Consider the following 11,964-nt stretch of genomic DNA (forward strand, 5'->3'; position numbering starts at 1 on the left):
GGGGTGGGCTGCGGATCGGCGTCGGGGGCGGACGACAGCGCGCCGATGCCGACGACGATCCCGGCGACCACGATCACGGGGAGCACGATCGCGAGCACGATCAGGAGGATGCGACCCCGCGTCATGACCCTCCGCCCCGCAGAGCACCGGGGGCGAGGATGCCGCGGCTCAGCGACGTGAGCGGCACCCGTTCCTCATAGGGATGACGGAACGTCCCGAACTGACGGTCCTTCCGCGTCGCCGCGGTCACCAGGAGCAGCAGGGCGAGACAGAGCCAGATGACCGTCAGCGGCTGGAAGATGAAGCGCAGGACCGATCCCACCGTGGCCGCCGGATGCCACTGCGCGGTGTCGTTCTCTCCCACGACCGCACCGGTGGACCCCTCCGCCCGCAGAGCGGTACTCCCGTCTCCCCCGAGGTCGTTGCCCTCGACCGTGGTGCCCGCCACGTCACCGACGAGCACGATGGCGTGGGTGGAGACTCCGGCGACGACGTTGCCCGTGATGTCGGCGTCGGCATTGCGAACGTTCACTCCGGTCTCCGATCCGGTGATCGTGTTCCCCTCCACGACGGCGGCGGTGACCGACTCGCGGATGGCGATCGACTTCGCCGTCTGGTCGACGAAGTCGTTCCCGGTGACCCGGACGTCGGCCGCCCCACGATCGACCACGACGCCGTCGGGATTGCGGGCGAACCGGGTCTCCGTGACCCGGATGCCGCTCCCGCCCATGACCTCGAGACCGTATCGGCCGTTGCCGGTGATGCGCCCCTCGTCGAGGACGTTGTCGCCGAAGTTCTGCACCGTCGTCCCGGAGGCGCTCGGGCCGTCGGCGAGCGACTGCCCGTCCATCGACACTCCGTTGCGGCCGTTGCGCGACGCCGTGACGCCGTGCAGCGTGATGCCCGAGGTCGAGCGACCCATCGTCACACCGTCCACGGCGTTCCCGCTCGACTCCGAGTCCATCACGATGCTCGAGGACACCGCGCGGTGGAACGTGATGCCGTCCACGAGGCTCCCGGTCACGGACGTCCGCGTGATCCGGACGTCGTGCGCGGCGGAGACGAAGATCCCGAACGCGTTGCCCCGCACCGTCGAATCCGTGATGGCTGCGGTGGCCAGGCCCGTGGCGGGGGACGTCGCCTGCGCATCAGTCACGTCGTCGACCGCGCCCGCGGCATCCACGACGGGTGCTCCGGACGGGGCCGCGAGCGGATCTCCCTCGGGTTGCATCGCTTCGGCGAGCGCGGGGTCGTCGATGCCGTCGCTGCCGGTGACAGCGAGACCGCCGGTGCTGCCGCTCCAGAAGCCCAGGGACGACAGCGCGACATGACTCAGGTCTGCGCTACCGCCGATGACGCGGAGGTAGGCGCGGCCGTCCCGGGTGTCGGTGTCCGCTGCCCCGGCGGCGCTGTCCCAGCTGGTGATGGATGCCATGGCATCCTCGGTCCCGGATACTTCGAGTCGTCCGCCGAAGGCGACGATGGAGGTGAACCCGGCCGGCGAACTCTCCAGGCGCAGGTCCACCGCACCGAGGGCGAGAGTCGCCCCCTGCATGATCGCGACGTCCTCTTTCAGCAGGTACGATCCGTCCGCGTTCTGAACGAGCGACTCCGGTGCGAGCGCGCGCAGGTCGTCGAGTGTGTAGGCGGCCGAGCGCTCGGGCAGCACGAGCGTGTACCGGTCGCCGGTCTGGAACCGATACGGCTCGTGGACGGACAGCGCCCAGTACGCGGCCGACGCGACCTTGCGCACGTAGACGACGCGCTGGCTCTCCTGCTCCACCAGCTGTGCTTCGCTCGTCGGGTCACCCGGGTAGAGCACGCCCTGGACGTTGCCGTTGCGGGCGATCTCGTTGAGGCCGTACGCGTCCGCGTCGGCGGAGCGGTCGATCAGCTGCGACCCCGCGAGGGCGGCGCCGCCGCCCGCGAGCGCGGCCACCAGTGCCAGGACGACCGCGGTCCGCGCCCTCACGACGCCACCGCCGGCTCGAGAACGTCCGTCTGCGTTTCGAGGGTTCGGGCCGTCTGACCGTCGCCGCCGATCTGATCCGCGTGACGGGTCAACCAGCCCTGCTTGTTCATGGTGACGAAGGAGAACGCCTTGATCGGCAAGGCCACGAGGATCACGACAACCGCGTACAGCGGCAGGATCAACAGGTCGACCGGGTTCCGACGCAAGTGCGAGATTCCACGGATACCGCGGCCGAGGAGCACCCAGCCGATCGCGGCGAGCGCCCCGATGACCGTCAGGTCGAGCCGGGTGAAAATGAGGTAGAACATCGTCAGCCCCATGGTGACGGGAGTCAGCAGGATCTGCAGCACCGTGACCTTCGTCACGAAGGGAACACGCCAGAGCCATCCCTTGGCGATCGCGGTCAGGTAGCAGCGGTAGGAGTTGCGGCTCCAGCGGACGCGCTGCTTCACGAACGCGCGGAAGGTGTCGGGGAACATGCTCAGCGCGCGCGCCGACGACTGGTGCACCGTCTTGTAGCCGGAGGCGAGGATGAGCCACGTCAGGCGCCCATCGTCGCCCGCGATGCAGCGGCGGCCGAGGAAGAACTCGTTCTCCAGGTGATCGAGTACCGCCAGCACGGCGTCGCGGCGGTACGCGGCGGTACGACCCGACAGACACGGGACGGCGCCCGCACGACCCATGGCGGGGACGTAGTCGTAGTAGCGCAGGTCGACCATCCAGTCGGCGACGCGACGCCACACGCTCGTGCGCGCCTGGTAGACGTTCTGGTGGGTGCCGACACCACCGACGAGCGGATCGATGAACGGTTTCTGCACCGCGAGGAGAAGCCCGTGCCGCCACCACGTGTCGGAATCGGTGAGCACGAGGATCTCTCCGACAGCGAGGCGGATACCCGCGCCGAGAGCGGACCTCTTACCGACGTGGTGGAACAGGATCGGGCGGAGGCGGTCGTCGTCCAGGGCGACGATCCGCCCGTAGGCCTCGAGGTCTTGGACGTCGAGGACGATGATGATCTCGGTGGGCCCCTGCGCGCGCCAGGACTCCAGGCAGCGCATCAGGATGTCGGGATCCTCGTGGTAGGACGGCACGATCACGGAAGTCGTCGTCCGGAAGTCCGACTCGATCGGCCGCGCACGACGCGACAGGATGAAGCGGTAGAGCCACAGCCCCCACACCACCACCCCGGCGATGGCGAGCGGGAAGTACCCGGAGACATCGGCGGTGATGTCCTGGAGGGACTGCCACAGGGTGGGTACGGCCGAGGTGGCATCGGCCACGCGGTCGGTGATGGGCGCAGGCGTCATGGGACGTCGATTCTCGCGAAGGGGCAGTGGTGATCACGCGGCGGTCAGCGAGAACCGTCGCTGGGCGACGGCGACCATCACCCGGGGGAAGATCTGGAACCCCTGCGGGCATCCGTAGACGGGATCTGCGATGTGGGGCAAGTGAAGGGCCCAGGGAGGCAGATCCGTTCGGGGGTCGACAGATGGACGACCACCACGTACTGTCGCGGGGGCGCAGGCCCGGGCGAGCCCGCGCGCGAAGGACCGAGAGCCGGCACTTCACCCCCGGAACGTCGGCATCCACCGCCCACCGCGCGGGGGCGGTGTCCGAGGCATCCCCTAGGCTGGTCGCGTTTCGACGACGACGATCACCGTTCCGGGGGGGTTTCATGGGGATCGCACGCACGTGGGTCTTTCCGATTCTGCGCACGTTGCTGGTGGCGATCATCGCCGCCGCCCTGATCAAACTGGCGTTCTTTCCGGACAGACCACTCGATGCCGATCCGGCGCAGCCAACGGGGACGGTGTCCGAGCCGCGCGTAATCGCGACCGCGGGGACCATCACGAACGACGTCGTGATCAAGGCGACCGTGTCGGCGGACCCGGCGGTGCCGTTGCGGTCGACGGCCGCCGGCACGGTCAACAAGATCTTCGTCACCCAGGGCTCTCCCGTCGCCGAGGGCGATGTCGTCTTCAACGTCAAGGTGCCGATCGAGCGCGACCCCGCCGACAGCGTGGATGCCGAGGGCAAGCCCAAACCCGCGATCTTCCGGTACGAAGACGTCACGGCGCCCGCGGCGGGCACGCTCAGCGCGCTGTCGGTCATCGCGGGTCAGGAACTGGCGGTCGGAGCGACCGCGGGCAACGTCGCGCCCCCGACGTTCTCCGTGTCGGGAACGCTCGAGCCCGCGCAGCAGTACCGCCTCCTCAACCGCCCCGGAGACGCCACCGTGACCATTACGGGCGGGCCGGCCGGATTCACGTGCACGAATCTCCGGATCACCACTCCCCTGTCCGGGAGCTCGCCCGACGACGCGACCTCCGGTGCCGCCGGGTCCGCGGGCTCCGCCGGCACGTCGGGATCGGGGACGACGGCCACGTGCGCGGTGCCGGGCGACGTCACCGTCTTCGCGGGACTCGCCGCCGAGATGACGATCGCCGGAGGGCGCGCCGAGAACGTGATCGTGGTCCCCACGACCGCGGTGCGCGGCGCGGCGCAGAGCGGCACCGTGTGGGTGTCGACGGCGGACGGCGCCACCGAGGAGCGGCCGGTCGCCCTCGGCCTCACCGACGGCACGCAGGTGCAGATCACCGAGGGTCTCACCGAGGGCGAGGAAATCCTCGAATTCGCTCCCGGGGCGATGGCCGGGTCACCCGATGGATGCACGACGTATCCCGACGGCTCGATGTTCTGCGAACCGGCCGCGCAGTCGTGAGTCTGCTCAAACTGCGGGATGTCACTCGCACGGTCATCCCTCCCGATCAGCCCGCGCTGACGATCCTGTCGGGTGTCGACATCGTGATCGAACCGCGCGATCACGTCTCGATCGTCGGGCGTTCCGGCTCGGGCAAGTCCACCCTCCTGAATCTCCTGGGACTGCTCGATCTGCCCACGAGCGGCGAGATCACCTTCGACGGCGATCCCGTGCGCGGACTGTCAGCGGCACGACGCGATCGCCTGCGCGGGGCGGCGATCGGCTTCGTGTTCCAGCAGTTCAACCTGCTGCAGGGCCGCACCGCTCTCGAGAACGTCACCATGCCGCTGCTGTACTCCAGCGGCACGACCTTCTGGCGCCGCACGAGGATCGCGGCCGAGATGCTCGATCTCGTCGGGCTCGGGCACCGGCTGCACAGCATGCCCGACCGACTCTCCGGCGGCGAGCAGCAGCGGGTCGCGATCGCCCGCTCACTCGTGCGCGGACCGCGACTGATCCTCGCGGACGAGCCGACCGGGGCGCTCGACCTCGACACCGGGCAGAGCGTGATGGAGCTCATCGACGAGGTCGCCGAGCGCACCGGTGCCGCGCAGGTGATCATCACGCACGACCCGATGATCGCCCGCCGCGCCCGCCGGCACTTCCGTCTGGATCGCGGCATCCTGACCCCGGTCGACGATCCGACGTTCGAACCGCGCACTCGTCGCGAGGTGCGTGAGATGGCACCGGGCTCCGACGCGGACGCCGCGTGGGCTGCTCCCGATCCGGCCACCGCCGGCGAGGAGACGCGCTGATGCGCGCGCTGTCGAGCCTCGTCGGCTCGCTGGTCGAAGCGTGGCAAGAAGTGCGGGTCCACCGCACGCGGGTGCTGCTGTCGCTCATCGGCGTGGCGGTCGCCGTCTGTTCGCTCACGACCGTCGTGGCCCTGGGTGCGATCGTGCAGCAGGCGAATCAAGAGATGAGCGAGCGCTCCAGCGGTCGTCCCGCGAGCCTCAGCGTCTCGGCGTTCGGCACCGACGGCGAGATCGACCCGGCACGGATGGATGCCGCGTGGGCCGAGGTCGTGAAGCGCTACGGCATCTCGTATTCCACGCGTGCCCAGCAGACGACGCAGCTGGTGCCCTTCGCCAGTGGGACGGTCCAGGTCGGCACGCAGGCGGTGGACCAGCCGTATGGCGAGATGCACCGCGTGCGGATGCTCGAGGGCGAGTGGTTCACCGCGGCGGATGCCGAGCAGCTCGCGCCGCGGCTCATCGTCAACGAGGTGTTCTGGGACCGCATGGGGCGGCCGGCGCTGTCGACCCATCCGGTCGTGGCGCTGGGAGGGCAGGCCGTGCCCGGCGCCGCCTCGGGGATCGCCCCCGGCGGCACCCGGGCGGTCGTCGTGGGTGTCACCCCGTCCTCGACGTGGGAGACCGAGCCGTCGATGTTCATGCTCGCCGCGCAGGCTCAGGCCGTTCAGGATGCCGCGATCGGCCGGAGCGGCACCGCCGCCGCGGCCGACTCCCCGTACGGCGGTGCGCCGCAATCCCAGTACGAGATGTGGGTTCCGCCCGAGCTGGCCGAGCAGCTGACGATCCTCGTCACGCGCGACCTCACCGCCGCGCTCGGCGACGGAGCGCAGGTGAACGTCAACCGGCAGGACTGGGCGGCGTGGGGCGACGATCCGTTCCTGGTGACGAAGATGGTGGTCATCGGGATCGCCGTGCTCGTGCTGATGCTCGGTGCCCTGGGCCTGGTCAACATCGCCCTGGTCACGGTGAAGCAGCGGGTCCGCGAGATCGGCATCCGACGCAGCTTCGGAGCGACGGCGAGCCGGGTGTTCTTCGCCGTGATGATGGAGAGCGTCGTCGCGACGGTCGTCGCGGGCGCCGCCGGAGTGATGGCATCCATCCTCATCGTCCAATCGCCCTGGCTGCGCGAGCTCATCGGCCAGGGCATGGTGAGCGACTTCCCCCCGTTCCCCGTTGATGCCGCCCTCACCGGCCTTGCCGCGGCCACGGCCGTCGGCGCGCTCGCGGGACTCCTCCCAGCGCTGGTCGCGGTGCGGGTGAAGGTGATCGACGCGATCCGGTACTGAGGGCGGACCGTGCGGCCGGCACCGGATGCCGTCGACGTGGGCAACGGCAGCCGGCACAGCGGCGTCGGCCGACGTGCGGATCGCGCCGCCGCTCAGACGAAGGCGCTGCTCAGACGAAGGCGTCGGCGGCGCGCTGGATCTCCGTCGCCCGCCCGAAGGGCGTCCCGCCCTCCACCCAGCGCAACAGCGCAGAGGACGAGAAGAGGTTCTCGGCCGCCATCAGGGCGGCACCGATCACCCCCTCCTGATGATCCAGTGAGGCGGAGCGGATCTCGAGGCTCCGCAGGACCGGCTCGGTGCACCGTTCGGCCACGATCGCACGCACGCGATCCACGAGCACATCACCGGCCCGCAGGACCCCGCCGCCGAGCACGACGATGCCCGGGTTCGTGAAGTTGACGAGGTTGGCCACCACGTCCGCCACGTGGTCTGCGCTGCGTGTGGTCAGCGCGGTGGCCACCGGATCCCCGGCCGTGACGGCCTCGCCGATGTCACCGAGCACGAGGTGTCCCCGTCGCGCATAACGCTCCGCGAGGAAAGGGCTCTCGGCCCGACGCTCAGCGGCATCCAGAAGGAGCGCCCACCCGCCCGCGACGGCCTCGAGGCATCCGGTCCTGCCGCAACGGCAGGCGCGGGAGTGATCGCTCACGTGGATGTGGCCGATGTCGCCCGCCGCGCCCGTCTGACCGTGGATCAGGCGGCCGTGGGCGATCTGCCCCGCGCCGATGCCCGTACCGACCTTGATGAACAGCAGGTCGCGCCCACGAACGTCGTCGCCGCGGGTCCACTCGCCCAATGCCATGAGGTTCACGTCGTTGTCGACCCAGACGGGGGCGTCGAAATGTTCGCGGAGCCAGTGTCGCGGCGCGAATCCGTCCCACCCCGGCATGATCGGCGGCAACGTCACGGTTCCCGTGGCGAACTCGACCGGCCCGGGGAGCCCCAGCGCGATGCCCCACGGACGCGTCACACGGTGGCGACGGAGGAGGGCGTCGATGTGCGCGCGAACGCGATCCAACGTGGCGTGGGGGCCGGCGTCGATCGCCCAGTCCTCGTGGGAGCTGTCCAGCAACCGTCCGTTCAGATCAGCGAGACCGACGGTGAACTCGGACGCGCCCAACAGCGCCGCGGCCACGACACCGGACCGGGCGCGGAAGCGCACGATCCGCGCCTGCCGCCCCCCTCCGGAGGGAGCGAGCTCCCCCTCTTCGAGAAGACCGAGGTCGATCGCCTGGTCGACGCGCTGGGTGACGATCTTGCGACTGAGACCCGTGGCATCCAGGAGTTCGGGTCGCGTCCGCGCGGTGCCCTCTCGGATCGCGCTGACCACGCTCACCAGGGGCGCGACGGCGATCTCGGGGCCCCCTGGCGGGCGCTGCCGCGGCAGACCCGGGCCCCCCGCCCCGGTCGCGGAGAACGGCACCGTGATGCTCACTCGGGCGCTCCCTCGACTCGGTGACGGGTGGCCATGATCTCACGACTCAGCCTGCGGAGGACTCTTCCCGGCGGAGGCGGATGTCCTCCTTGATCTGGGGCAGCCGCTTCTCGAGGCCGTACGTCGCGATGGCGATGACCTGCAGGGCCGCGATGACGGCGGGCAGCAGCAGGTAGATCCACATGATGCCGTTGACGACCTCGGGTGTGGGGCTCGCCGGGTCGTACGCGATAGCGGCGAGACCCCAGGCGAGTGCCGCACCGCCGAGCGCGGCGCCGATCTTGGTGCTCATGCTGTACCCGGCGAAGAGCAGACCCTCGTCGCGACGGCCGCTGCGCCACTCCTGCTGTTCCACGGTGTCGGCCGTCAACGCGGGCGCGGCGACGAAACCGAAACCGCCGAAGACGTTCAGAACGAAGAACACGATCGAGAACACCCAGACGTTGTCCTGCACGAAGAACAGCACGGTCGTCATGGCGATCGCGATGAGCAGACCCACGAGGATGCCACGCCGCTGACCGAGCAGACGGAGGAAGGGTGCCGTCAGCAACGAGCCCACGACGGCCGACAGCGAGAAGGCGAGGAGGATGATGGGGATCGCCCCGGGGTTCCCCAACACGTAGATGGCGTAGTAGATCGTGCCGCCGGTGATGACGTCCAGACGCGTGAACGCCAGGACCGAGAACACGAAGACCGAGATCCACGGGCCGTTGCCCGCGAGCGCCTTGAGAGAGCGGCCGAGGTTGCCTCGGGCTCGAAGAACGGGTGTGAGCGGTACCCGCTCTTTCACCGAGGCCACGACGACCCAAAACAGCAGCATTCCGACGATCGCGTAGAGACCCACCGTGATCCCGAAGCCCACGGGCGATGTGGGCGAGCCGCCGAACGCGATGATCAGGGGCTGCGTGAAGCTGGACACGATGATGATCCCGATGCCGACGCCGAACGAACGCCACCCGGCGAGTTTCATGCGCGCGCCGGAGTCGCGCGTGGTCATGGCCATCAGCGCCCCGTAGGGCACATTCACCACCGAGTAGGCGAGTCCGACCAGCAGGAAGGTCACGGCAGCCCACGCGATGGTGGGCACATCGTCGCCCCCGCCCGGCGTGAGGAACGTGAGGAATGTCAGCGCCGCCAGTGCCGGGGCGCCGAAGATCAGGTAGGGACGCGCCCGACCCCAGCGGGTCGTGGTGCGGTCGAGCAGGATGCCGACCATCGGATCGAAGAACGCGTCCAGCACTCGGGCGACCAAGAGGATGACACCGGCGATGCCGGCGCTGATCAGGGCGACGTCCGTGTAGAAGAAGAGCAGGTAGCTGGAGATCGTGGTCCAGGTGAGGTTGGACGCGATGTCGCCCAACGCGAACGCGGCCTTTTCGCGCGTGCGCACGGACCGCGGGTTGTCGGGATCGCTCCGGTCCGTCACGGATCGGGGAATGCTCGTGCGCACGGCGGCGGTCGAAGCCAGCGTGGGGCCTTGCCTATCACTCATCGTCGAGTCCTTCGGTCGAATGGTCATCGTAGACGTGAGCATCTTGTGATCGCATCGAACATAAGTCAATGCTCCCCGAGCTGATGGAGCGCATTAGCGACGCCTATGCGGGAATTTCCACCCCGGGCGCTACTTTTGTGCTTGCCGCGCTTAAGTGGCCGTCACGTCTCGAACCCATGGAGGTTTCATGTCATCCCTCTCGGATGCCGCGCCCGAGCGCCGTCTCCCCGACTCCGCGGATGTCGTCATCGTCGGCAGCGGTCCCGCGGGGGCCGCCTACGCGCGGATCCTCAGCGAGACCTCCCCGGCCGCCCGGATCGTCATGATCGAGGTCGGTCCGATCGTCAGCGACCCTCCCGGATCGCATGTGAAGAACATCGCCGACAACGCCGAGCGGGCCCGCGCGCAGCGGGCCTCGGAGGGCCCGCGGCCCCAGGACGACGCGGCGTCCACGAACACGATGGACGACTACGCCAGCGACGCCGCGCGGCTGTGGCGACCGGGCACGTACCTCCTGGCATCCGGATACCGGCAGCCGGGTGAGGACGGCCTGCCCGCCGCGGCCTTCTCGAGCAACGTCGGTGGCATGGCGGCGCACTGGACCGGCGCGTGCCCGCGCCCCGGGCAGAGCGAGCGCATCGGCTTCCTCCCCGATCTCGACGAGTTGCTGGACGAGGGCGAGCGGCTGCTCGGAGTCAGCGCGACCGCGCTCGCCGACGCTCCGCTCGCCGATGAGGTGCAGGTGCGCCTCGCCCGAGGTTTCGACGCCGATCGTCCCGCCGACCGTCACGTGCAGCCGATGCCGCTGGCGGTCCACCGCACCGCCGAGGGAAACCTGGTGTGGTCGGGCGCGGACGTCGTCTTCGGCGAAGAGACCCGGGCGAACCCCCTCTTCACCCTCGTTCCGGAGGCTCTCGGCCGACGGGTGATCGTCGAGGACGGCGTCGTCCGCGGTATCGACGTCGAGGACCGCCGCTCCGGAGAGATCCACCGCCTCTCCTCCCCCGTGGTCGTGGTCGCGGCTGACAGCCTGCGGACGCCTCAGCTCCTCTTCGCCTCGGGAGTCACTCCTCCCGCGTTGGGGCGGTATCTCAACGACCAGCCGCAGATCGTGCACGCCGTGCGCCTGCGCGATGTCGAGGACGCCCCCACCGGATCGGCCGCGGACAGCGCCATCACCGCCCAGAGCGGAGTGTCGTGGGTACCGTTCACCGACGACTACCCCTACCACGGTCAGGTGATGCAGCTGGACGCCTCACCCGTTCCGCTGGAGGGCGATGTCATCCCCGGCTCGATCGTCGGATTGGGGTGGTTCTGCGCCAAGGACCTGCAAGAGAGCGATCGCGTCGAGTTCTCCCCCGACGACGTCGACGAGTACGGCATGCCCGCGATGCGCATCCACTACACGCTCACCGAGCGTGATCACCGCACCCTCGCCGACGCCGCCGAGGCGATCATCGCCGCGGGCGAGCTCTTGGGCGACCCCGTCGGAGGCGACCCGATCACGTTCCCCCCGGGCGCGTCGCTGCACTACCAGGGCACGGTCCGGATGGGCGCGGTCGACGACGGGACGAGCGTGTGCGACCCCCACGGCGAAGTGTGGGGAACGCAGGGGCTCTTCGTCGCCGGCAACGGCGTCATCCCGACCGCCACCGCCTGCAACCCCACGCTCACCGGGGTCGCGCTGGCCGTCGCCGGCGCCCGGCGCATCGCGCGCACCCTCGACGCGCTCACCTCGAAGTAAAGGACCCGACCATGCTCGAAAGAGATCTCATCCAGTCTATCGGCGTGCGCAACGTCACCGAGAACGGCGTCACGACCGGCTTCCAGTTCCGGCTCCGGATGCCGAACTACCGCGGCGTCTGGGGCAGCCTCATTGACGGGGTCGACGTGAGCGTCGGCAGCCTGTCGTGGGACCGCGAGGTGCCGCGGTGGACCCTGCAGGGCCGAGATTTCACCATCGCCGAGCTGCGGATGTCGACGGATGTCCGCTGGCAGCTCGACGAGGCGGCGATCATCACCGTCCCGCATTCCGGAGGTCTCGCCGTCGGCGTGCACACCCTCGCCGTGGACATCGCGCTCCACGCCCCCTACATCCCGGCAGAGTTCCAGCCCTCGCTCTTCCACGCAGAACGAAAGGTCACGGTCGTCTCATGAGCACGCTCGAGTACGGTGTCTCCCTTTACAGCTACACCGGCGACATGAACACGGTGCTGACCCTCGAGGACGCCTTCGCCGAGATCGCCGATCTCGGTGCGACAGG

General features: G+C 69.5%; 9 protein-coding genes. 5 read left to right on the top strand and 4 right to left on the bottom strand.

All coding sequences use genetic code 11. The features are described from left to right. Positions 1 to 121: 121 nt before the first annotated feature. Complete coding sequence (locus LQV45_RS09850) at positions 122 to 1,972, bottom strand: right-handed parallel beta-helix repeat-containing protein (RefSeq protein WP_230006857.1); 1,851 nt, start codon at positions 1,970 to 1,972, stop codon at positions 122 to 124. Further along, the gene (locus tag LQV45_RS09855; RefSeq protein WP_230006858.1) at positions 1,969 to 3,279 is read right to left on the bottom strand and encodes a glycosyltransferase; all 1,311 of its coding nucleotides are present in this window, start codon (positions 3,277 to 3,279) and stop codon (positions 1,969 to 1,971) included. Before LQV45_RS09855 ends, LQV45_RS09850 begins: the two co-directional genes overlap by 4 nt. A 368-nt stretch (positions 3,280 to 3,647) precedes the next feature. On the opposite strand from LQV45_RS09855, the gene LQV45_RS09860 reads away from it, so the two are divergent. Genes LQV45_RS09860 through LQV45_RS09870 form a run of 3 tightly spaced genes read left to right on the top strand, consistent with a single transcriptional unit; the run spans position 3,648 to position 6,774 of the window. Further along, the gene (locus tag LQV45_RS09860) at positions 3,648 to 4,694 is read left to right on the top strand and encodes an efflux RND transporter periplasmic adaptor subunit (RefSeq protein WP_230006859.1); all 1,047 of its coding nucleotides are present in this window, start codon (positions 3,648 to 3,650) and stop codon (positions 4,692 to 4,694) included. Further along, positions 4,691 to 5,488 (top strand): ABC transporter ATP-binding protein, encoded by a 798-nt coding sequence (locus LQV45_RS09865; RefSeq protein ID WP_230006860.1) that lies wholly within the window; start codon positions 4,691 to 4,693, stop codon positions 5,486 to 5,488. Before LQV45_RS09860 ends, LQV45_RS09865 begins: the two co-directional genes overlap by 4 nt. After that, entirely contained in the window at positions 5,488 to 6,774 is a 1,287-nt protein-coding gene (locus LQV45_RS09870; RefSeq protein WP_230006861.1) for an ABC transporter permease, read from the top strand. The genes LQV45_RS09865 and LQV45_RS09870 overlap by 1 nt, the downstream gene beginning before the upstream one ends. Before the next feature lie 109 nt (positions 6,775 to 6,883). On the opposite strand, the gene LQV45_RS09875 is transcribed toward LQV45_RS09870, so the two are convergent. Together LQV45_RS09875 and LQV45_RS09880 are read right to left on the bottom strand one after the other, a co-directional pair. Continuing rightward, on the bottom strand, positions 6,884 to 8,209 hold the full coding sequence (locus LQV45_RS09875) for an ROK family protein (protein WP_230006862.1): 1,326 nt from the start codon (positions 8,207 to 8,209) through the stop codon (positions 6,884 to 6,886). A 46-nt stretch (positions 8,210 to 8,255) separates the two neighbouring features. Then, complete coding sequence (locus tag LQV45_RS09880; RefSeq protein WP_230006863.1) at positions 8,256 to 9,701, bottom strand: MFS transporter; 1,446 nt, start codon at positions 9,699 to 9,701, stop codon at positions 8,256 to 8,258. 187 nt (positions 9,702 to 9,888) lie between these two features. Here LQV45_RS09880 and LQV45_RS09885 point away from each other — a divergent pair, with 187 nt between their 5' ends. Both LQV45_RS09885 and LQV45_RS09890 read left to right on the top strand, forming a co-directional pair. Further along, complete coding sequence (locus LQV45_RS09885; protein ID WP_230006864.1) at positions 9,889 to 11,445, top strand: GMC oxidoreductase; 1,557 nt, start codon at positions 9,889 to 9,891, stop codon at positions 11,443 to 11,445. Positions 11,446 to 11,456: 11 nt separating this feature from the next. Continuing rightward, positions 11,457 to 11,858 carry a DUF6379 domain-containing protein gene (locus LQV45_RS09890; RefSeq protein WP_230006865.1) on the top strand — a complete coding sequence of 134 codons (402 nt, stop codon included), beginning with the start codon at positions 11,457 to 11,459 and terminating at the stop codon, positions 11,856 to 11,858. Positions 11,859 to 11,964: the final 106 nt, after the last annotated feature.

This window comes from Microbacterium sp. Bi128 (genome assembly GCF_918698205.1).